General features: G+C 36.1%; 20 protein-coding genes and 1 pseudogene. 1 reads left to right on the top strand and 20 read right to left on the bottom strand.

Annotated elements, in window-relative coordinates; genetic code table 11:
- Positions 1-116: 116 nt before the first annotated feature.
- Complete coding sequence (locus tag D4T97_RS10765) at positions 117-833, bottom strand: excalibur calcium-binding domain-containing protein (RefSeq protein ID WP_126050538.1); 717 nt, start codon at positions 831-833, stop codon at positions 117-119.
- A 510-nt stretch (positions 834-1,343) separates the two neighbouring features.
- Here D4T97_RS10765 and D4T97_RS21085 point away from each other — a divergent pair.
- Positions 1,344-1,514: pseudogene (locus tag D4T97_RS21085) on the top strand (hypothetical protein); the annotation flags it as partial.
- Positions 1,515-1,859: 345 nt separating this feature from the next.
- Here D4T97_RS21085 and tagU read toward each other — a convergent pair.
- From tagU to D4T97_RS10865, 19 genes are all read right to left on the bottom strand, one after another.
- On the bottom strand, positions 1,860-2,783 hold the full coding sequence (gene tagU / locus D4T97_RS10775; protein WP_126050542.1) for a polyisoprenyl-teichoic acid--peptidoglycan teichoic acid transferase TagU: 924 nt from the start codon (positions 2,781-2,783) through the stop codon (positions 1,860-1,862).
- Positions 2,784-2,979: 196 nt separating this feature from the next.
- Positions 2,980-4,728, bottom strand: a complete 1,749-nt coding sequence (locus D4T97_RS10780; RefSeq protein ID WP_126050544.1) for a phospho-sugar mutase — start codon at positions 4,726-4,728, stop codon at positions 2,980-2,982.
- A gap of 64 nt (positions 4,729-4,792) precedes the next feature.
- Positions 4,793-6,169, bottom strand: coding sequence for a glucose-6-phosphate isomerase (locus tag D4T97_RS10785; protein WP_126050546.1), 1,377 nt, complete (start codon positions 6,167-6,169; stop codon positions 4,793-4,795).
- A gap of 17 nt (positions 6,170-6,186) precedes the next feature.
- Positions 6,187-7,209 (bottom strand): dTDP-glucose 4,6-dehydratase, encoded by a 1,023-nt coding sequence (gene rfbB, locus D4T97_RS10790; RefSeq protein ID WP_126050548.1) that lies wholly within the window; start codon positions 7,207-7,209, stop codon positions 6,187-6,189.
- A complete protein-coding gene (gene rfbD / locus D4T97_RS10795) occupies positions 7,210-8,067 on the bottom strand; it encodes a dTDP-4-dehydrorhamnose reductase (RefSeq protein WP_126050550.1) in 858 nt (285 codons plus the stop codon).
- Positions 8,068-8,070: 3 nt separating this feature from the next.
- Complete coding sequence (gene rfbC / locus D4T97_RS10800; RefSeq protein ID WP_126050552.1) at positions 8,071-8,631, bottom strand: dTDP-4-dehydrorhamnose 3,5-epimerase; 561 nt, start codon at positions 8,629-8,631, stop codon at positions 8,071-8,073.
- A gap of 24 nt (positions 8,632-8,655) precedes the next feature.
- Positions 8,656-9,534, bottom strand: coding sequence for a glucose-1-phosphate thymidylyltransferase RfbA (gene rfbA, locus D4T97_RS10805; protein ID WP_126050986.1), 879 nt, complete (start codon positions 9,532-9,534; stop codon positions 8,656-8,658).
- A 104-nt stretch (positions 9,535-9,638) separates the two neighbouring features.
- Positions 9,639-11,021, bottom strand: a complete 1,383-nt coding sequence (locus D4T97_RS10810; RefSeq protein WP_126050554.1) for a sugar phosphate nucleotidyltransferase — start codon at positions 11,019-11,021, stop codon at positions 9,639-9,641.
- A gap of 3 nt (positions 11,022-11,024) precedes the next feature.
- A complete protein-coding gene (locus D4T97_RS10815; protein WP_126050556.1) occupies positions 11,025-12,164 on the bottom strand; it encodes a glycosyltransferase family 4 protein in 1,140 nt (379 codons plus the stop codon).
- Between the two features lie 60 nt (positions 12,165-12,224).
- On the bottom strand, positions 12,225-13,283 hold the full coding sequence (locus D4T97_RS10820) for a glycosyltransferase family 4 protein (RefSeq protein ID WP_126050558.1): 1,059 nt from the start codon (positions 13,281-13,283) through the stop codon (positions 12,225-12,227).
- A 119-nt stretch (positions 13,284-13,402) separates the two neighbouring features.
- On the bottom strand, positions 13,403-14,449 hold the full coding sequence (locus D4T97_RS10825) for an O-antigen ligase family protein (RefSeq protein ID WP_164525540.1): 1,047 nt from the start codon (positions 14,447-14,449) through the stop codon (positions 13,403-13,405).
- Positions 14,450-14,638: 189 nt separating this feature from the next.
- Entirely contained in the window at positions 14,639-15,565 is a 927-nt protein-coding gene (locus D4T97_RS10830; RefSeq protein ID WP_126050562.1) for a glycosyltransferase family 2 protein, read from the bottom strand.
- A gap of 48 nt (positions 15,566-15,613) precedes the next feature.
- The gene (locus D4T97_RS10835) at positions 15,614-16,831 is read right to left on the bottom strand and encodes a polysaccharide pyruvyl transferase family protein (RefSeq protein ID WP_126050564.1); all 1,218 of its coding nucleotides are present in this window, start codon (positions 16,829-16,831) and stop codon (positions 15,614-15,616) included.
- Positions 16,831-18,222 (bottom strand): flippase, encoded by a 1,392-nt coding sequence (locus D4T97_RS10840; RefSeq protein ID WP_126050566.1) that lies wholly within the window; start codon positions 18,220-18,222, stop codon positions 16,831-16,833. The genes D4T97_RS10835 and D4T97_RS10840 overlap by 1 nt, the downstream gene beginning before the upstream one ends.
- Before the next feature lie 101 nt (positions 18,223-18,323).
- Positions 18,324-18,983 (bottom strand): sugar transferase, encoded by a 660-nt coding sequence (locus D4T97_RS10845; protein ID WP_235872235.1) that lies wholly within the window; start codon positions 18,981-18,983, stop codon positions 18,324-18,326.
- Between the two features lie 33 nt (positions 18,984-19,016).
- A complete protein-coding gene (galU, locus tag D4T97_RS10850) occupies positions 19,017-19,901 on the bottom strand; it encodes a UTP--glucose-1-phosphate uridylyltransferase GalU (RefSeq protein WP_126050568.1) in 885 nt (294 codons plus the stop codon).
- A 241-nt stretch (positions 19,902-20,142) separates the two neighbouring features.
- Entirely contained in the window at positions 20,143-20,910 is a 768-nt protein-coding gene (locus D4T97_RS10855; RefSeq protein WP_126050570.1) for a tyrosine-protein phosphatase, read from the bottom strand.
- A gap of 92 nt (positions 20,911-21,002) precedes the next feature.
- Complete coding sequence (locus tag D4T97_RS10860; protein WP_126050572.1) at positions 21,003-21,710, bottom strand: CpsD/CapB family tyrosine-protein kinase; 708 nt, start codon at positions 21,708-21,710, stop codon at positions 21,003-21,005.
- On the bottom strand, positions 21,697-22,443 hold the full coding sequence (locus tag D4T97_RS10865; protein WP_126050574.1) for a YveK family protein: 747 nt from the start codon (positions 22,441-22,443) through the stop codon (positions 21,697-21,699). Before D4T97_RS10865 ends, D4T97_RS10860 begins: the two co-directional genes overlap by 14 nt.
- Positions 22,444-22,548 lie beyond the last annotated feature (105 nt).

The raw sequence follows: 22,548 nt of genomic DNA on the forward strand, positions 1-22,548 counted from the left end.
CTAGCCAGTGACTTGGAAACCATGAAAAAAAGATAGCTAATAGACCTTGGAGACTCTCCAAGGTCTATTTTCGAGAATTAGAGTTTTCGAAAAATCCCGAGGAGTGACAGCACCTATCACTCACACGCCACCCCATCCCCATCACGGTCCAAATGACTGGCGTACCCTGGATCGCCTCTATATAAAGGCGTGGAACCAGAAGCTCTAGCTTCTGTACAGTTTTTGTAATAAACACTTCCCCCACTTTGGGTTGAGCCACCCGAATTACCACCAGAGGAGCTTGCAGTTGAACTTCTACTTGCTAATTGCTGTTCTAATTTATCAACTTTGCTCTGCAAGGTTTCATTTTCCGATTTTAAATCAGATATTTCTTCCTCAAAAGCTTCCGCAGATTCTTCGCTTTCTTTTTCCAAGCTCTTTATTTTCTTTTTGGTCTTATCAAAATCAGATAGTTTTGATGATATTTCCTTAATCTCATCCTCTGCTTTTTCATATTCTTCTTGTAGTTTTTCATATTCTTCCTTTAGTGTTTCATATTCTTCCTTCTGCTTTTCATTGGCTGTTTTAAGCTCTTTATTCGTTGAAACAAGCTCGTTATTCTCATTGGTCAATGCCTCATTTTCTTCCAATGCAGCATCCAATTGTTGTTGAGTACCTGTATCAAAAAAGCTGAGACTTATTGTAAAAAGTAGAATTCCTCCTACAAAAAATGGATAAAACACTTTCTTGGATAATACCCTATCTTTATTTTTTATTTTCATGATGAAATGAAAGACCAAATAAATAATAGAAAATAATGATGCTAAAAATCCTATTACAAATAAAGCCAACATCTATATTCATCCTCCGGATACACTGTTGTTTTTACTAGTTTCCTTTGCTACCAACATTCCCAAAGGAAACGGAATTTCCTTAATATCCCTTCACCACTTCTTCAAATAAATCACCAATAATAGGGACATTCCAAAAAGCAAGCCTACTCACTTCAGGGGAATTCGATAGACGTATGCCTGCAATAATTAGCAGGTGTCCACACGTTTCTCGTTTCACAATTAATAAGCCAAATCCTGTTCGTGTGATGTCCGAGCTCGCCGCGCATGTCACCCATTCCATCTCCGATAAAAACAAGTCTACCAACTAACTCAAGTACTTTGTCATCACGCATTACTTCAGGGAAAAATGTTTGCCTCAGCCAACTTTTGGTCATTCCACGCCGTGTTACAAATATTCTCCTTACTATCTAATAGTTATAAAAGGGAATGCGTGTGGATCAATGGAAGCTCATGCATATCGGTACCACGTTAAAAAGGCTAAGGATAAGCAATTAATTCTCCCAAGAAGATCTTGCATGGCGCAGTTCTCTTGATAGAAAAACAATAAACAAACTGGAAACCAATCAGCAAGTGCCGCTCCTACCCACTATTAGTGCTCTAGCAGCGACTTTCGAAATGGCCCCCTCTGAATTCATGAAGGAAATTGAAAATGATGCCCTTTGCCAAGACAAGAACACCTAAAAGTGTATAATTAAACTTATGTTAACTGCTTTAAGTCGATGGAAAAGGGGGATTGCCTATGCTAAAAATCCATTGCCCTAAATGCCGGGCAGTCTTTCAAGATTCTGACATTGTATTACTGGACTTCATCAATACCCTGACACCTTCGTCCTGCTATGTTGGTGACTATGAGCTAATCACTGTTAAAGGTACATATAAAGAACTTATTGAGAAATATTCATTTCTTCAGGAGTTTGTGCATTAAGGATTGGGCATTATTTTTTAATGAAAAAGTCGGAATTGAACTAAAATGCAAATAAGCCAGGAACCTCACACGAGATTCCTGGCTTATTTATTGATTTAATCCTACGACAGTCCCAAATGTTCCTTCAACTTGCTTTGGATACTTGCTCGCTCATCCTCAGGAACGATGTAGTACCAAATACCATCAATTTTCGTACCACTACCATTAATCTGGATTTGTTCTAAGTGATGACGCGCATCGGCATAATTTTTCTGGATATTCTTCACTTCGTCAAAGGAGATATTTGTTTCCACGTTGTTGTCCACCGCTTTCAACATATCATTATACTTCCATAGTGTTGAAACATTGGCACCTTTTTTTATCACACCCTGAATGATTTGACGCTGCCTCATTTGGCGGCCAAAATCACCGCGTGGATCATCATAGCGCATGCGGCTATACTTCAAGGCTTCAGCACCATTTAAAACAAGTTCCCCTTTTGTAAAATGATGATTCTCATAAGTAAAATCTAAATCATTGTTGACGTAAACACCACCAACGGCATCAACGATTTCCTTGAATCCTTCCATGTTTACTTTAATATAGTAATCTATAGGGATATCAAGATATTTCTCAACCGTATTCATAGACATTTCTATCCCACCGAATGCATACGCATGATTGATTTTGTCATTGATTCCTTTTCCCACAATCTCCAATCTTGTGTCCCTGGGGATGCTCAGCATTTCCATTGATTTTTTCGCAGGATTGACTGTAATCACAATCATTGTGTCTGAGCGCCCTCTATCTCCAGGTCTCTCATCCACTCCCAGCATAAGCACTGAAAAAGGTTCCTGTTTCTTCATATCCAGCTTGGATGGCCTTTCAACAACCGGCTTGCGATCAATTGGCGCGTGAACACTTTTTGCTGTCTTTTGCAAGTTATGATAGATTGAGTAACCATATGCCCCAGATCCAACAATACCTATCAGAACTAATAAAAGAACAACCTTTAACCAAGTTCTTTTTCTCTTTACTCTGCTCATAGGCTTTTTCCTTCCCGTGTAAACATAGATTTACTTCTAAAAAATAGATTTATAAGAAAATATTTTTCTAGTTGATATTAAAAATTGCATGAATGAAAATAACAATAAAATCCGTTATAATATTATCCACCTTATTTTAAATACAAAAAGGGTGGGCCAATAAAACCTATCAACATGGTGAACAATCGCTTTTACTTTATAACGGTACCGCTGACTTTAAAAAATCATTTACTCTCTCCATCACAGCACTTTCCAATCCCCGAAGCCTTTCCTGAGCATCTTCCATCGACTCGCCTTTGACTCCAAAATAAAACTTGCATTTCGGTTCAGTTCCAGAAGGTCTCACACAGAACCAGGAACCATCAGCAAGCTTATACTTCAATACATTAGACTTTGGCAAATGAATAGGCGCTTTCATACCTGTGTCGATATGCAAACTTTCACTTGTTGCATAGTCCTCCACCTCGACTACCATAACGCCGTTTATTTTGGAAGGCGACTCATTCCGAAATGCTTCTAAGATCTTACCAATCTGCTCGGCGCCGACTTTTCCTTTCAAAGTCAGAGATTGAAGCGACTCTTGGTAACATCCGTAATTTTCAAAGATCTCCATCAACCCGTCATATAGCGATTTGCCCCGGCTCTTATAATAAGCTGCCACCTCTGCCACAAATACAGCTGACTGCACTGCATCCTTATCACGAACAAAGTCACCCACTAGATAGCCATAACTTTCTTCATACCCGAACAAGAAAGCATGCTCGCCTGTTTGCTCAAATTCTTTAATTTTCTCGCCAATAAACTTAAAGCCCGTGAGAGTATCTAGAGTCTTCATACCAAAGCTGGAAGCAATCGCACGTCCGATTTCTGATGTCACTATCGTTTTAATGACTACTCCATTTTTCGGTAGCTCCCCTACCCTCTGTTCAAGCAAATAATGGAGCATCAATGCTCCCGTTTGATTTCCTGTCAACACAACATATTTACCTTCATCATTCTTTACCGCTACCCCAAGACGGTCCGAATCCGGGTCGGTAGCCAGCAATATATCCGCATTGTGCTCTTCCCCATATTTAATGGCGTATTCAAACGCAGCATGTTCTTCAGGGTTAGGTGATATGACTGTTGAAAAATTGGGATCAGGAAGCTCCTGCTCCTTCACAATAGTTACGTTTTTAAATCCAAAAGCAGCAAGCCCAGCCCTAACTGGTTTATTGGCCGTTCCATGCAATGGAGAAAATACGATTGAAAGATCCTCCCCTACTTTTTCAACTAAATCACGATTTTGCTGAATAGACATCATGGCATCTAAATATGCTCTATCCACATTGTCACCTATATAAGTAAGTAGGCCTTCACCAAGTAAGCTTTCTTCATCAGCAACTCCAATTGCTAGCTCGTCCTCTATTTCACGAACATACTTAATCACTGAGTCAGATGCTTCTGGCGGCAACTGCCCGCCATCTTCCCCATACACCTTAAATCCATTATATTCAGGCGGGTTATGACTCGCGGTAATGACCACGCCAGCATAAGCATTTAAATACCGAACAGCAAATGACAAAACAGGTGTTGGATGCAGCTCCTCAAATACGTAAGCTTTCACACCATACTTTCCAACAGTCCTAGCAACTTCTAAAGCAAATTCGGGAGACTTATGCCTACAATCATAAGCAATTGCAACCCCGCGCTTGATTGCTTCCTCACCTTGCTCAACAATGAAGCGTGCAAGCCCTGCAGCAGCTTTTCTTACTGTGAAAATATTCATCCTGTTCGTGCCAGGTCCCAGTTCGCCGCGCATACCTCCAGTGCCAAACTCTAACTCTTTATAAAAGCAGTCTTCCAAATACTTTTCGTCTTCGAAGCGGGCTCTCAACTCTTTACTCAAAGCTTCATCCTGCGGCAGAGTCTTTAGCCAATAATCCGCTTTTGTTCTCCATACCATATATCAAAGTTTCCTTTCATAAAAAATAAAAAACCCAAGACCTATTTACTTGAGTTACTAAAAACTATTTTGTTATTGGCTGTCTTACCGTCTCATATAGACGCTTTTCAAGCTCAACTTTTCTTTCCTCGTACCCCGGCTTTCCAAGTAAGGCGAACATATTTTTCTTATACATTTCAACTCCAGGCTGATCGAATGGATTCACACCCAATAAATAGCCGCTCATCGCACAGGATTTTTGAAAAAAGTAAACAAGATATCCAAACGAATATTCATCCATCTCTGGAATTTCAATGACTAAATTTGGAACGCCACCATCAGTATGAGCCATCAGCGCCCCTTCAAATGCTTTCGTATTAACAAAGTCCACTGTTCGTCCAGCCAAATAATTAAGTCCGTCCAAATCGTTTTCTTCCAGCTCTATCATGATGTCACGCTGGGGTTTCTTCACCTTGATTACAGTTTCAAATAAGTCCCGTCTGCCGTCTTGAACATACTGGCCAATAGAATGCAGATCTGTAGAAAACTTAGCTGAAGCAGGAAAAATCCCTTTCCCCTCTTTTCCTTCACTTTCTCCAAACAACTGCTTCCACCATTCAGCAAAATACTTCATACGGGGCTCATAGTTGATGAGCATTTCAATCGATTTTCCTTTGTTATATAAGATATTTCGGATAACAGCATATTGATAGGCACCATTATTTTCAAGGTTTGGATCATTGAGATCCTCCTGTGCTTGTCTTGCACCATCAATAACCTTATTAATGTCGATTCCGCTGACTGCCATTGGGAGCAATCCCACTGCAGTCAACACAGAATACCTTCCACCAATATCATCAGGAACAACGAAAGTCTCATAGCCCTCTTTATCAGCAAGAGTCTTCAACGCGCCTTTTTCTTTATCAGTCGTGGCGTAAATCCGACTCTTTGCTCCCTCTTTCCCGTAGCGCTCTTCAAGCAGCTTCCGAAATATACGGAATGCAATCGCGGGCTCTGTTGTCGTTCCAGACTTGGAAATAACGTTGATTGAGAAATCTTTTCCATCAAGCATATCAATTACATCAGATATGTATGTGGAGCTAAGGTTATTACCTACAAAGATTACCTGGGGTGACTGTCTTTTCTCCCTTGAAAGCGAACTGTAAAAGCTGTGGTTAATCATCTCGATGGCTGCGCGAGCACCTAGATATGATCCACCGATACCGACTACTAACAATATGTCACTATCAACACTTAATTGAGCAGCGGCTTTTTGTATACGACCAAACTCTTCATGATTATAAGCTTCTGGATGACCAACCCAGCCTAGGTATTTATTATTACTTCCAAAACCTTGATGAAAATCATAATGTGCCTTTTCAACTGAGTTTTGCAAAGCCACCATTTCTTGTTTATTTAAGAAAGGGAGAGAGTGTGAATAATCAAATGATATGGATCCCAATAATGCCCCCTCCTTAATCAATTGAAACTGTAATGCTTTTGAAAATACGTTTGGTATTCTCCGCTAATGATTTGTTCCCACCAATCTTTATTATCCAAATACCATTGAATGGTTTGTTCAATTCCTGTCTCAAAAGTATAGGTAGGTTTCCACCCTAGCTTTTCCAATTTAGTTGGATCAATCGCATAACGCTTGTCGTGACCTAACCTATCCTCCACAAACTCGATGAGGGATTCTGATTTTCCCAATGCTGAGATAATAGTTCTTACGACTTCTAGGTTGGTTCGTTCATTATGCCCCCCAATATTGTAAACATTACCGTCTACGCCCTCATGTAAAACTAGGTCAATCGCTGCACAATGGTCAATCACGTGCAACCAATCTCTAATGTTCTTCCCATCACCATAGACAGGAACCTTTTGATTGTTTAACACTCGTGAGATTGTCAAGGGGATAAGTTTTTCAGGGAAATGAAAAGGGCCATAGTTATTAGAGCAACGAGTAATATTGACCGGCATTCCATATGTTTCATGATAGGCACGGACCAGAAAATCCGATGCAGCTTTACTAGCACTGTATGGGCTGTTAGGTTGCAGAGGGGTTTCTTCAGTGAAAAATGTAGTTGGATCAAAATCAAGTTCTCCGTATACCTCATCTGTCGATACGTGAACAAACTTTAAAACATTAATTTGCTTTGCAGCATCTAATAATACCTGAGTTCCCAGCACATTTGTACGAACAAAAATCTCTGGGTCCGCAATTGAGCGGTCCACATGACTTTCAGCAGCAAAATGAACAACATAATCGAACTTTTCTTTTTCAAAAAGTGGCATTATTTTATCGCGATCAGCAATGTCTGCTTTTATAAAATGATAGTTTTCATAATTTTCAACATTATGATGCTTCATTAAGTCGCCCGCATATGTTAACAAGTCCACATTGTATATCTCGTACTGAGGATAATTGTTTATCATATATTGAACAAAATTCCCTCCGATAAACCCGGCTCCGCCAGTAACTAATACCTTTTTCTTGGTCATCTATTTCTTCACCTCATGTGTCAATTCACTCAAATAGCGCCTTAGGGCATCTTGCCATTCTGGCAATGGATTAAACCCATTGTCTATTAACTTCTGCTTAGACATTCGAGAATTTTTAGGGCGTCTTGCTCGGGTTGGATACTCCTCTGTTGTAATTGAGTGGACCTTTACTTTTTTACCACTTTGTCTAAATATTTCATTCGCAAATTCTGCCCAACTGCAAAATCCTTCATTTGATGCATGGTAAATTCCATACTTCTCCGTGCAAACCATATCTAACAACAATCGAGACAAATCAAGAGTATAGGTCGGTGAGCCGACTTGATCACCAACTACGCTTAACTCATCCCTGCTTTCGGCTAGCCGAAGCATTGTTTTAACAAAATTGTTTCCGTTTAGGCCAAAAACCCAGGAAATGCGAACAATAAACCAAGTATCCAAAATACTTTTTACTTTTTTTTCACCTTCAGACTTAGTCAGGCCATAATAGCCAATTGGATTTGTTTCATCAGTCTCCTTAAATGGACGATGACCACGCCCATCAAACACGTAATCAGTGCTAATATATATAAATTTAGCCTTTACATCTTTAGCTGCATTAGCTAAATTTCTTGTTCCTAAAACATTAACATCCCAACAAGCTTCTTTATCATCTTCAGCCTGATCTACCGCAGTATAGGCTGCACAATGTATAATTGCATCGGGTCTAGCACCTTTTATAAATTGACCCACTTCATAATTATTTATAATGTTTAAATCCTTTGATCCAATATCAATAACCTCAAACCCACGATTAAAGCCTTCACGAACCACATCGTATCCCAACTGACCAGTTGAACCAGTAACTAATATTTTCATTGATTACTCTCCATATGTGAAGTTATTTTCCGCTTCTTGTAAAAGTGGAGCTTCCTCATCTTTCTCTGATAAAATTGGTTTTATATTTATAGGCCAGTTGATATTAATATCGGGATCATTATAGATAATTCCCCTATCACATTCAGGTGCATAAAACTCATCTACTTTGTACTGTACTTCAACATTATCAGTTAATGTCATGAAGCCATGCGCAAATCCTTTCGGAATTAACAACTGCTTCTTATTCTCGGCATTAAGTTCAATTCCAAACCATTTTCCATATGTAGGACTTCCTTGGCGAATATCCACCGCTACATCAAATATAGACCCTTGTGTACAACGTATAAGTTTAGTCTGTGCTTTTGGATTTAACTGATAGTGCATTCCTCGTAATGTTCCTTTTTCTGCTGAAAATGATTGATTATCTTGAACGAAATGTAAATCTAGTCCTATATTTTTAAATACCGATTCATTATATGTCTCCATAAACCACCCACGATGATCCCCAAATACATTGGGCTCTATGATTAAAACACCTTTCAAGTCAGTCTCTGTTATCTTCATATACTCTTTCACTCTTTCATACTACTAGTAGTGTATTTCTCCATTGGCAACCTTCATTAAATATTGACCATACCCTGTCTTGCTCAGCTTTTCCCCACAATCCCACAAATCTTCTTTACTAATCCATCCATTGATATAAGCAATTTCCTCAGGTGCAGCGATTTTAACCCCTTGATGCTTCTCAACTGTTCGAACAAAGTTTGTGGCATCTACCAAGCTCTGATGGGTTCCCGTATCCAACCATGTATACCCACGACCTAACAATTCAACTTCTAATTCGCCGAGTTTTAAGTATGATTCATTAATGGATGTAATCTCTAACTCCCCACGTTCGGACGGTTTAACATTTTTCGCAATTTCAACGACACGATTATCATAAAAATATAATCCGGTAACAGCGTAATTGGATTTTGGTATTTTTGGCTTCTCCTCAATGCTTAATACCTTGCCATGCTCATCAAACTCTATAACTCCGAAGCGTTCCGGGTCTTGCACATGATACCCAAATACAGTAGCACCTTTTTCTTTTGATGCTGCGTGTTTTAATATTTTGCGTAATCCGCTTCCGTAGTATATATTGTCGCCGAGTACCATTGATACTGAGTCATCACCTATAAATTCTTCACCTAAAATAAAAGCCTGAGCTAAACCATCAGGGCTTGGTTGTACTTTATACTGAAGAGATATTCCAAACTGAGAACCGTCCCCTAGTAAACTTTCAAATCTAGTGGTATCTTCTGGTGTTGAAATAACTAATATTTCTCTTATTCCCGCTAACATTAACGTGGATAAGGGGTAATAAATCATTGGTTTATCATAAATAGGAAGCAGTTGTTTACTTGTGACCATCGTTAATGGATAAAGCCGTGTTCCACTACCGCCTGCTAAAATAATGCCTTTCAATAATAACAACTTCTTTCAATTTGTAATTTGAATCTCAAACTTAAATGATAAAATCTAGCAAACCTATAAATCGTATTTAAAAGCAACCCCACGTATAACACTATTCATTTTATGTCTTCGGGAATTTTACAGTTTTCTACAACTTCTTCCCACGTCATAAAAACTCGTACAATATCCTCTTCAACCAGATTAGTCCCAGTTTGAACTTCAATAAATTCCAAATCAGTTATTGCTTTAATGCCATGGAGATCTCCAATCTCTATGTGCAGCACATCTCCCGCCTTTATTGGACGAATTTCATCATTAAAAGCAAATTCTCCTTCACCTTTGATAATTGTCCATACTTCATTTCTATAAGAATGCTTTTGGTAGCTTAAATTTTTTCCTGCTGAAACTCCAATCCGTTTTGTTAATACTTCGCGTCCGTCATCAAATGTAACATGATCTAAAACTCGGTACCATCCCCAACGACGTTCTTCAAACATAGGCCTTTGATTGATGTCACCTAATAGTTCTTTAACTTTTGGACTACTTGCTTTATCTGTAACTAAAATACCATCAGGACTTACTGCAATAACCGCATTTGATATTCCAAGGACAGTAACTGGAATATCAAGCTCATTTATCAAATGGGTATTTGCAGAATTATCACAAACAACACCTTTACCAATTTGTTCAGATGCCATTTCCTCAGTTAGCGTATTCCATGTACCAAGATCTTTCCAATAACCATCATATGAAATTACAGCAATTTGCTTTGCTTTTTCTACTACCTCATAATCAAAACTTATTTTTGGAAGCTCATTGTATTGAGATTTTAATTTATCATACATTATGGGCAAACCCTTATTTTCTAATATTGATAAAAGATAGCCTAATTTAAATGCAAATACGCCACAATTCCAATTTGCACCCTGATCAATTAATCTCTGTGCTTTTTCCTCATCTGGTTTTTCTATAAAATGTCTTACAAACTGATAGCCGGTTTTAAATTTGCCTTTCTCGGGAACAATATACCCATATTTTGAGGATGGAAAGGTGGGTTGTACACCAATTAAAGCTAAATCAGCGCCGCTTTCTTTCAGGGTCGACCCTAAGTCCTTCACTCGATTAAAAAATCGCTCCTCTACAAAAGGATCAACAGGTAGTACTATAACTGTCTCATCCAAATCAACTTGTTCTACACTAAATAAAAAAGAAGCCGATAAGGCAATTGCAGGGAATGTATCACGGCGACTTGGTTCGATAACCAAAGGCACATCAAAGCCTAATTGACTATGAATCATATCTACTTGCGAACTGCTTGTTGCTATTACTGCAGACTCTTGGAGACCTACACTACTAAGTTGTCTCCAAACTCGCTGAACCATTGACTCATGCTTACTGCTCGTACCTTCGAGCACTTTTAAAAACTGCTTTGACCGGGCATCATTTGACAACGGCCACAAACGCTTTCCGGAGCCACCTGATAACAATACTAATTTCATGCATTACACCTCATTATTATTAATATGATCTCTAACCTTGCTTTCAACAAATTGTTGAAATTCATCCCTAAATCTCTCTGGGGAAAATTTTACTGCGTTCCTTCTACAATTTTCAGCAAAAAATAATTGTTGGTTTTCTTCAAATTCCATTATTGCTTCTTTAAGAGATTCAATTTTTTGTTCATAAAAAAAAAGCCCTGTTGGCTTATCCGATTTTTTATATGTAACTACTGTCTCCAATGCTCCACCTTTTCCAAAAGCAATAACTGGTGTTCCACAGGCTTGCGCTTCAACGGGTGTAATCCCAAAGTCCTCTTCTGCCGCAAAAACAAATGCTTTGGCTCGCTGCATATAATCCTTTAAAACCTCAAATGATTGATAGCCAAGGAGCGTTACATTACTTGCAGCTTTACCTTTGATCTTCTCAAAGTCAGGACCATCACCAATAACAACTAACTTCTTGTCTGGCATTTTACTAAATGACTCAACAATTAAATCTATTTTTTTATATGGAACCATCCTAGATGCTGTTAAATAAAAGTCCTCTTTTTCTAACTTTAGGGTAAAAGCAGACACATCAACAGGAGGATAGATAGTATCTGATTCTCGTCGATATACTTTCCAAATACGACGTCCAATAAAGTCGGAATTAGAGAGGAAATAATCCACCCCGTTTGCTGTACGATAATCCCAGTTCCGAATGTTATACATCATATTGCGTGCAACAATACCCTTTAATCCGTTTTCTAGTCCTGCCTCTTTTAGATATTGATGTTGCAAGTCCCATGCATAACGTATTGGGGAATGAACATAGGAGATATGTACTTGATCCGGCCCGGTAATAACCCCTTTAGCTACTGCATGTGAGCTTGAAATAACAACATCATAATTTGATACATCCAATTGTTCAATCGCCCTTGGCATTAATGGCAAGTAATTTCGATAATTCTTTTTCGCAAACGGAAGTTTTTGAATAAAGGAAGTCGTTACTTGCTTATTCTTAATAAATCCGCGTTTACCAGGTTGAATAAAATCAACAAGACTAAATAAGTCCGCTCTTGGATAGATATGTAAAATTTGTTCAAGAACCTTCTCGGCGCCTGCGTATGTTACTAGCCAATCGTGAATCAAAGCTACTCTCATTTACCCATCTCCATAATTCTATCTATAATACTTTTTTTATTCTTCTACAAAAAGTTATTACTATAAATCAAGTTGTTTTATATGCCCAATTAGCTGAGTGGCTACTGTTTTCCAAGAAAATTTATCAGCCTGTTTTAAACCTGCTTCTTTTAATTTATTTTTCACTTCATCATTATTCATAACATACTTTATCTTTTGGGCTAGATCTTTTGAGTCATATGGATTGAAATAAACAGCTGCCTCACCCGCAACTTCAGGCATCGGTCCTACATTCGATACTAAAATTGGACAGCCTACTGACATTGCTTCTAATGGCGGCAAACCAAACCCTTCATAAACTGACGGAAAAACAAAGCAACCCGCATGCATATATAAACTTTTTAATTCTTCGTCCGTGACATAACCAGCATGTTTTATATTTTCGTTAGTTAAATTAACCCTATTAAATACTCTACAATCAGTCCCGCCAGCTATAACAATTTCAAAACTTTCATCTTTTAGATACTGAGTAGTCTCAACAAGAGTTTGAAAATTTTTATTCGGGTTCATACTACTCACAGCTAAAATATAACAATTCTTTTTCAATTTCATTTTTGGCAAAATACTATCATCTTCTTTAATTTTGTCAAAATGCTCTTTACCTTCAGAAATAGTTTTTAATTTATCTGAATTAACCTTCAAATACTTTACAAGCTCGTTTTTTGAGAATTCTGACACCGTTAGGATTTTCCTTGAAAGTAGCCTAAAGAAAAAAAACATTGTTTTATACCACACTCTAAATAATTTTGAAAAGCCTTGCGGTGAGGCATATACCGCAGCATCATGAATGGTTATTATTTGATTACGCTTAAAAACTGGACCGGTATTACATAGATTTATTAACGGTCTCCCTTTTACATAAAGCGGCAATTCTAATTGTTCCCATAGATGACCGGATAGTTTCCCAATTTTCTTTATCTTGATATTTTGAAAAGAATCCCAACCTTGAAACTCAGAAGGAACTAGTATGGTGCATTTAATATCTAATTGATGATCTAGCATTTTGATAATTTCACGTGCAAACCGTTGGACTCCAGTAATTCGTTGGACTAAAAAACGCCCATTAATATATACTTGCATTCCATTACCCCTGTCTAATACTTAGCATTCGCCTTCTGTGATACAAAAAAACCCAACTCTCAGCACTTAGCCAATATAGCCCCTCCAAATCCCCTTCTCAAAAAAACTTATTATAAGCACTACGATCTACGCGACGGCTCTTCCATAATCCTATGAAAAAAAGTATATGCAACTCCTAAAAGGATCCAAAAATAATATTGATTATAATAATCATAGCCAATATTATTAATTAAAAAAGATATAAGTGAAAAGAGGACGCTAGCAGCTCTATAATCAAAACTACCTTGCCTGCTTCTTTTAATTATAAGGAATAAGGGTACAATAGGTGAGCAAAAAAGAACCATATTTAGTAATAAACCAATTATCCCCTGTTCAGATATAAAAGTTAAATACATTGAGTGGGTCATCATGTAATATCCGACATATTCAGAGAATGTTCCCATGCCTTGACCAATAAAAGGACTCTCTGACCACATTTGCATAGCATTTAAAAAGGCTGAAAAATGATCCTGATTAGAAATAGAATCCCTTTCGAATATTCTTATTGATAGGGTTTGAAATAGATCTGTTTTGCGAAGGTAAAAGTAAGCTGCAAATAACATCAAAAAAGCAACAAATAACACTACTAGTTTATTCTTCCGTTTGGATAATAGTAATATTAAGAAAATATTCATTATAATAGTCACTGCAAATCCAAGCCAAACACTTCTCGAATAAGTTAGAAGGATATTTATTACAGTAACTAATAATAAAAGCACCAAAATAAATTTCCCTTTACTACTATAGTTGAAAATTAATTTATTAAAGAAATAAAAAAAGACTACACACAACAAGCCACCTAATACTGCAGAATCTAAAAATGGACCAGTTAATCTAAAAGCTAACTCACCATTATCTAAAAAAACTACACGGCTTTTTTTAAGAGAAACAATTGGTATATAAACATCCCTCTGGAATGATATGTATTCTAAAATACTATAAATATTAATAAACAAACCGGTAAAAAATAGAGCCTTTTCATATACTAGTAAACTTTTTTTATTCATATTAAATGAGATATAAAAACATAAAAATAAAAATAAATATTGAAACAACCTTAAAGAACTAACTACCATATCTATTGAGAACAAAGTATTCAGAGATAAGTAAAGAATAAATATTGCCAAAAAAATTAAATGCCTCTTCGAAATGCCTCTTCGAAATATTATACCGACTAATAATAATGAAAATATCATTGGTATTTGCAAATAAAAAAAGCCTAAATTGATTGATAAAAATTCTAGGGAAGTACTAAATACTAGCCAGTAAAACAATAAATTATAATATGATAAGTGGGGAATAGTGTTCATTTTATTTCACCTCTTGTTGAAATTCCCCATATTTTTTTTCATTCCGTCAACAATCCCTAAATAACTATATTTTAAAATATTTAAATCACATTTATTCTTTATCCATGTTTTTATAGCTCTAATGAAAGAAAAGGATAAAAAGGAAATAAGTACTTGTTTGCTATAATACTTCTTTATCAGATAAATATTGTTTCTAATAGAATAATAATAAACAATATAATTAAAACTGTCATTATTAGATGTTGACTGTGAGACCTTATGCCAAATTATGGACTGCGGGTTAAATAGAATTTTAAACCCAAATTGTTTTGCTCTAATATTCCAATCTGTTTCTTCAAAGTACAAAAAATAATGTTCATCCATTAATCCAATTTTTTCAATTACTGATCTTCTAATTAATAAGCTACAACCTGTAATATAATCAACTTCTTTGATACTATTATGTCTATTTATATCTTCTTCATTAATTCCAATATGTTTTGGTGTACCTATAAGGTTATTTATTTTTCCACCAGCGAACCATATTTTATTCGTGTTGTAATAAAGTATTTTAGATCCTACAATTCCAACTATATTATCGGATTCCATTGTTTCTACTAACGGTGTTAGTGCATTACTTTTCACTACAGTATCATTATTTAGCAACCAAATGTATTCGTATCCCTGCTCATACGCCTTTTTTATTGCAACATTATTTCCACCAGCAAATCCTAAATTTGCACCTGTTTGAATAAATGTGATAGGAATGCAGAAATTCCCTTCATCATAGTCTTTCTTTAAATAATAATAAGAATTATCTTGAGAATCGTTGTCGACCAAAAAAACTTGATAATTGCTGTAATCTAGACTTTCTAATGACTTCAAACATTCATAAGTATCATTATACGAATTCCAGTTTAGTATTATTATTGCTACCTTTTTCTTTTTTAACATTACCGAATCTCCATTAATGTCTGTTATTTAAAAGAGATTTAACATCCCTTATCCTTCAATACATCTTCTCATCGATTCTAAATTTTCATACGCTAACTTTTTTAAAGTAAATGTGTAACGTTTAGATTTCCCAGTATTAAATGTTTTGACCTTTTCCATGATATTATTAGACATATCATTCACATTTGTGTATATTAATCCTTCTTCCGGTTCCCAAGTTTTAATAAATTCAATTAACTTTGTAATAGTGTCCGTAAATGCTAAGTGGGGAACATTATAAGAAAGTGCTGTTATAGCCCCATGAAGACTTGTACCAATATATATTTGTGAGTATGCTATTAATCCCATTATTTCATATATATTTTCTTTTTGGGGTAGGAACACAAATGAAGGGCGGCCCAAATAATCATAAATCTTTTTAAGTGGTATGTGGTCTTCATGATTTGCAGCTGTACCAATCGGTAATAAAACTATTTCAAAACCAGTTTTATTATGGATATCCAATAATTGTTTTCCTATTAAGTTCACTTTATTTTTTCCAATATCATTATTTACCTGGAATACTAGATATGGTTTATTTTTATTTAACCAGTTCAGTGCTTCCTTGTTGAATTTAGTAGGTAATTGTTCTTTCTGAAACATATCAGACATAATAATTGCTGAGTCAGGAAACTCTTTAATTTTCCTTTTATTCACAGATGCATTTTCAAGGTTATCCTTACTTATTTTATCCCTTACTGAAATATACTTAGCTCTTTCCATTGCTTGGGATAGATAATGCTTTTCGGAATTATGTAGTGCTGGTATACTTGAACCGCCTACCGCATTATACATGACTTTGACTGGGGCATCAAAATTCTCGGGATTGATAACCCATGGCAGGCTATTCGGCACATTCATCTTTTTCTGTAAAAAGTTGCTTACTCTTTTTTCGCTTGTTAACTTTTTCGCTACCTTATATGAAAAGCTCAAAAACTTGCTTTCTATCAAACAAAGAATCATCTGATACCAGGTTGCGCCAAGCATTTCGCCGCCAACTAAAATTAAGCAATCATCTTTTTTAAAAGCATTATTTAAGTAAAGTTCATCTATTGCATTAGTTTTTTTTCCACCTAAAGAAGTTAAATCACTTTGAATCAGTCCGTAATATTCAAATTCGCATTGAATTTTCAAGTTTTCTTTCAAATACTTTTCTAAGATTATCGGAAACAAGAGATCTCCGTAATTAAACCTATCAAATGCACCTAACAAAGCAACTTTCTTCATTAATAATATCCCTCTTTTGTTCTCTTTTTTAACAGTACTCCAAGGTAGAAACAAGAAAGAATTAAAATAATTATTATTCGTATTTCAAGATTAACATTAAAACAAGTTAAGCCCCAACCAAATACCGTTATTATTAGAATAGAAAAGTATTTTTTTGATAACAAGCAATCTTTTATAGTCATATATGAAATCAGAATATACAATAATAAGATTAAGCTTGATGTGAGAATTAAACTCAGGATTGCACCTTTAATACCCATAATTGGAATAAATATAACATTAAATAATACACTTAATATCAAAGCTATTAATGATATCAAAGCCCTTATTTTTTGTTTGTCAATAACCGTAATTATTACGCCATATATAGTTGTTAAATATCTTAGAAATACGACTATCGACAATAACCATAGAATTTGGACTGATTCCGAAAAATCCACGTCGTAAAAAAAATAGATAATCTCTAAATTAAAATACGCCAAAAATAGTGTTATAGTGCTCCCTAGCATAATTGCTTTTTCATTAATAGACTTTGATAAGTTAATTAACTCTTTATGGGACATAAAACTGCGACTTATTTTCGGGAGAGAAGCTTGACTTAAAGCATCCATCAAAGTTAATGATCCAATAATAAACCTCATTGCAGCCTGATAGTAACCTACCTCTTCGTTACCTAAAAATCTTTGGATTAAAATCGTGTCTATTTGAAAATATAGGGTTCCCAAAATTAAATGTATAGCAAAGGGACTGTTTGAGATTAAATACTTCCAGGACCCTTTTATATGTTTAAAAAATAATCCAAGGAACCGCTTTGTAAAGGACAAAGATATGCCCAAATTAATAATTCTTATTAAGAAAAAAGCTATTGCAGTTTGTAATAAAGATGGATCAAAGAAAAGCAATATTGCCATGCATAAGACAAATATCACAGAATGTATTAAACTTGCTTTTGTTTCTATTTCAAACCTATTTAGTGCTCGAAATGGCAATATAAAATGGATTGAAAAGGAATTAATAATCGCAGTTAACAATAGTATTAGAGATAGTATAAAAGTATAAAAATCGTCAAATAATATCTTAGACAAACCTAGAAAAAAAATAACTGCTATAATTGATAACCAAACTTTTGACCAAAAACTTTTACCAAGTAATTGGTTTGCCTTTTCTGTATTAAGGCTTATGTCTTTTACTAACTTCAGTGAAAATCCATAGTCTACTATTAATACAAATAATGTAGATAAAGTAAATGCATACATGAATTTTCCAAAGTCACCAACACTCCATAGCCTTGCTAAAATAATAAATATAATAACATTAGTAAATAATCGCAAAAATAATGTGAAGCTCATAAACAAAAAATTTTTTTTCACTTTTAATTTACCTTCAATCATCTATTTCAGCTCTATAAAAAGCCTTTAATGCTTAGCTTTTTTCTATACTCAATTGACTTCCTCAAAACATTTGCATCATTGGTAAAATTTAGTAGAGGCCATTAAGATGCATTTTTAGACCCAAATAAAACCAAAGTAGTTTTAGAAATAATTTTTAAATCAATTATCAAACTTCTCTTTTGTATATATTCTAAATCCATCTCAACCATTTCTGCAAAGCCAACACTATTTCTTTCGCTAACTTGCCAAGGACCTGTACACCCTGGAACTACCAGCAACCGTTGCTTATCATAATTAGTATACTCTTTAACTTCTCTAGGAAGTGGAGGTCTAGGGCCAACTAAGCTCATATCACCCTTTAAGACATTCCATAACTGCGGAAGTTCATCAATACTTGTTTTTCTGATGACTTTACCAACTTTTGTAATTCTCGGGTCATTTTTCATTTTAAACATCGCGCCTGATACTTCATTATATTTGAGAAGCTCCCCAAGAAGGTCCTCAGCATTGGTTATCATCGAGCGAAATTTAAACATATAAAACTCTTTTCCGTCTTTCCCTACTCTAGTTTGCTTAAAAAAAATAGGCCCTTTGGGGTCTTCTACTTTTATTAAAACTGCTACAAGAATAAACAGCCATGATAGAATGAGAAAACCTAATAATGATCCTATAACATCTAATACTCTTTTTGAGATTTGATAATACGGCTTATCTTTTAACTGGACTCGTTCATACTGAATTGTTGACCGTTCATCAGTCATTATTTCCATTTCCGACACACCACATTCCCACCTTTAATCTAATACTTTTTCTCTCTCTTCAACCAAACGATACATTATTTTCATTAATTCTGATCTTAATTCCTCATTTTCTAGAGCCATTTCAATTGTTGTCTGTACAAACCCCAACTTCTCCCCCACGTCATATCGTTTACCTTCAAAGTCATATGCAAACACTCTTTGAATTTGATTTAGTTGCTGTATCGCATCCGTTAGTTGAATCTCACCTCCGGCTCCTTTTTCTTGTTTTTCAAGGAACATGAAGACTTCAGGAGTTAATATGTAACGCCCCATTATTGCTAAATTGGAAGGCGCCGTTCCAGGCTCTGGTTTTTCTATAAAATTATTCACTTGGTGTAAACGTCCTTCTTGAGTGTACGGGTCCACAATCCCATAGCGATGTGTTTCCTTATCAGAAACTTGCTGGACACCAATGATAGATGAAAGTGTTTCTTCATGTTGATTTATGAGTTGCCGTAAGCACGGTGTTTCGCTTCGGACAATATCATCGCCAAGAAGGACAGCAAAAGGTTCATTTCCTATAAATTTACGAGCACACCAAACAGCATGTCCTAGGCCTTTTGGTTCTTTTTGCCTGATGTAATGTATATCTACTTGTGATGATTGTCTTACTTTATCTAGCAGGTCATATTTTTCTTTATCAATCAAGTTTTGTTCAAGTTCGAAGTTATTATCAAAATGATCTTCAATTGCACGTTTTCCTTTACCTGTTACAATAATGATATCCTCGATTCCGGAAGCTACAGCTTCTTCAACAATATATTGAATAGTCGGCTTATCGACGATTGGCAACATTTCCTTGGGCATGGCCTTTGTTGCAGGTAAAAACCTTGTACCTAACCCAGCTGCAGGAATAATAGCCTTTCTTACTTTTTTCAATATTTATCCCCCTTAAAAATAAATGTCTAATGAAAACGCACACATATGTACACTTTCATTAGACATTTAGTTTATCGTTTTAGAAAATAAAGATAAAAATGGGCATCCAACCCATCCTCACACCATACCATTGACGACTGGCGTCTAAGGTTAAGATTTCCGTCCCACCCACGGTATGGCCGAGTGTCTCCATTGATAACGGATAGGAGGCATTACCGAAAACTTCCCAATATTTGTTAAATTAAAAAAGACCGAAAAGTTTCTTCTTTTTAACTCTTTCAGGAATCTCTCTAAATATATCTTTTTCTTCTATAATCGCTTCTGCATTGTCTAGAAACATAAATAAGAGATCAGTTCCGTATTGCTGTTTTACTGTCTCTAATGCTTCTTCCATTTTAAACGTTCGGTTGGTTGTGTTGTGTGCGTCTGATGCTACAAAATGAGTGAGGTTTGCCTCAATTAAATCAGCAGTGAATTTCTGAATCTTTTTCCCAAAATATCCGACGAAGCTTGCAGCTGTAATCTGGGTGGCAGCTCCGTTTTTCACCATTTTATATAGTTTATCTGACTGTTCAATTAATTCGGAGTTTCTTTCAGGATGCACGATGACAGGTGTGAGTCCCTTCATCTGTAAATCGAACAATAGTTGTTCTGTATACCGCGGCACGTGGCCTGACGGGAGTTCAATAAATACATAGTGGGATACATTGGATAAAGTTAAAATTTCTCCATTATCGAAGTCTTCGACAAATTCTCCATATATTCGTGTCTCCTGTCCAGGTAAAATTTCTACATTGATCTGCTCCGATTGGAGATATTCGTTCAATTCAATTGTCTTTTGTAATATATCTTCTTTGAAATTATTATATTTTCCATTTTGATGATGGGGCGTTGCAATGATTTTCTTAATGCCTTCCTCCTGAGCTTTTTGAGCCATGAGCAGGCTCTCTGTAAAATCAGCAGCGCCGTCATCGATACCAGGCAATATATGACAATGTATATCTATCACTGCGGTTTCCTCCCCTTTTGTATAGATATTATTGATACATTACCATTTTACTAGATTTTACCAATTAGTAAATAGCGAACATTGTCGAATAGTCAATTTGCCCCATAATAATAGTAATAATTGTCGTTTTTCGCCATCTTTTTATTGTTCAAAACGATACCTAAAACCTTGCCATTGGCCGCTTCGAGCAACTCTTTTGTTTTCGTAGCCGCTTCAATCTCAGTTTTTCCACTTGAAATGACAAGCACAGTTCCGTCACATTGATTCGACAAAATTTGAGCATCTGTGACTGCTAAAACCGGAGGCGTGTCGAAAATGACCATATCATATGCATCTTTTGCTTCTTCAAAAAACTCCTTCATTCCTTTGGAGCTTAATAATTCCGCAGGGTTGGGAGGAATCGGTCCGGAAGGCAGGACATGGAGCAGCTCTTCGTCCGTGGTTTTAATAGCATCTATCAGTTCCATTTGACGTGTCAGAACATTTGTTAAGCCAAATGTGTTGGTAATTCCAAATGTATAGTGCACAGTTGGTTTACGGAGATCCGCATCAATGAGCAACACCCGTTTCCCTTGCTGAGCAAAAACAACCGCCAAGTTGGCCGTTGTAGTTGATTTTCCTTCACCAGGTCCTGATGATGTGACCATGATGCTGCGAATTTCTTCATCTACAGATGAGAATTCAATGTTTGTTCGAATTGTCCGATACTGCTCAGAAATTGGGGATCTTGGATTCAGCTTTGTAATGAGTTTTCGCCTTGTCGATTGTATGGCTTTTTTAGTTTTACTACTTCGAACCAACGGTCTCACCTCTCAAACTTGGTTTTCTCTCTGTTCTGGACGTCCCCTGCATGTCCTGCTCTTCAAATGTAGCAATGACACCAAGAATAGGAAGTTCCAACATTTTCTCTACGTCCTGCTCAGTTTTGATCGTATTATCAAGATATTCTAATAAGAAGGCTATTCCTACCCCCGCCATAAGTCCTACAATAAAAGCAATCGCCATGTTAAGAAGTGGCTGGGGTTTAACTGGTGATGGATTTTCTCCTACTTCTGCTTTTGCCAGTATACTGACGTTATCGACGTTCATGATATCTACAATTTCTTTTTGAAACACTGTTGCTACCTGATTGGCAATTTCGGCTGCCTTGTTTGGATCTGGATCTTGTACGGTTACATTGACAACCTGCGAATCTTTTTCACTTTGGACGGTGATTTTTTCATTTAACTGGCTTACTGTCATTTCTAAATCCAAGTCCTCATTGACTTGATCCAAAATTGCCGGACTTTTCATAATGACGTTATAAGTATTAATCAGCTGCAGGTTTGTTTGAATCTCCCCTGGATTGTACATTGGCTGGTCACTTTTTGCCTGATTCACCAAAAGTTGAGTTGAAGACTGATAGATTGGGGTTATGACAAAATAACTGACAATCCCGCTGATCAGGACAGCTGCCATTGTGATGAGCACGATTAAATTGAGACGCTTCCGGATAGTCTCCATAAGCTCTCTTAGGCTGATTGTTTCTTCCATGTTATCCTCCTAGACAAACTTTTAAATTTATGGCATGTTAAAACATAGGTTTTTTGGAAAAATTAACCGCTAAATAAGATTATATGTCGTATAATAGAAAAAAGC

Source organism: Siminovitchia acidinfaciens (genome assembly GCF_003605385.1).
GTDB lineage: Bacteria > Bacillota > Bacilli > Bacillales > Bacillaceae_C > Siminovitchia > Siminovitchia acidinfaciens.

What these genes read in the sequence shown, in the direction of transcription:
- D4T97_RS10765 (WP_126050538.1), bottom strand. Translation starts at nt 833, where the DNA reads ATGTTGGCTTTATTTGTAATAGGATTTTTAGCATCATTATTTTCTATT.
- D4T97_RS10810 (WP_126050554.1), bottom strand. Translation starts at nt 11,021, where the DNA reads ATGAAATTAGTATTGTTATCAGGTGGCTCCGGAAAGCGTTTGTGGCCG.
- rfbD (WP_126050550.1), bottom strand. Translation starts at nt 8,067, where the DNA reads ATGAAAATATTAGTTACTGGTTCAACTGGTCAGTTGGGATACGATGTG.
- D4T97_RS10830 (WP_126050562.1), bottom strand. Translation starts at nt 15,565, where the DNA reads ATGTTAAAAAAGAAAAAGGTAGCAATAATAATACTAAACTGGAATTCG.
- rfbC (WP_126050552.1), bottom strand. Translation starts at nt 8,631, where the DNA reads ATGAAGATAACAGAGACTGACTTGAAAGGTGTTTTAATCATAGAGCCC.
- D4T97_RS10840 (WP_126050566.1), bottom strand. Translation starts at nt 18,222, where the DNA reads ATGATTGAAGGTAAATTAAAAGTGAAAAAAAATTTTTTGTTTATGAGC.
- rfbB (WP_126050548.1), bottom strand. Translation starts at nt 7,209, where the DNA reads ATGACCAAGAAAAAGGTATTAGTTACTGGCGGAGCCGGGTTTATCGGA.
- tagU (WP_126050542.1), bottom strand. Translation starts at nt 2,783, where the DNA reads ATGAGCAGAGTAAAGAGAAAAAGAACTTGGTTAAAGGTTGTTCTTTTA.
- D4T97_RS10845 (WP_235872235.1), bottom strand. Translation starts at nt 18,983, where the DNA reads ATGACTGATGAACGGTCAACAATTCAGTATGAACGAGTCCAGTTAAAA.
- D4T97_RS10820 (WP_126050558.1), bottom strand. Translation starts at nt 13,283, where the DNA reads ATGCAAGTATATATTAATGGGCGTTTTTTAGTCCAACGAATTACTGGA.
- D4T97_RS10835 (WP_126050564.1), bottom strand. Translation starts at nt 16,831, where the DNA reads ATGAAGAAAGTTGCTTTGTTAGGTGCATTTGATAGGTTTAATTACGGA.
- D4T97_RS10815 (WP_126050556.1), bottom strand. Translation starts at nt 12,164, where the DNA reads ATGAGAGTAGCTTTGATTCACGATTGGCTAGTAACATACGCAGGCGCC.
- D4T97_RS10780 (WP_126050544.1), bottom strand. Translation starts at nt 4,728, where the DNA reads ATGGTATGGAGAACAAAAGCGGATTATTGGCTAAAGACTCTGCCGCAG.
- D4T97_RS10865 (WP_126050574.1), bottom strand. Translation starts at nt 22,443, where the DNA reads ATGGAAGAAACAATCAGCCTAAGAGAGCTTATGGAGACTATCCGGAAG.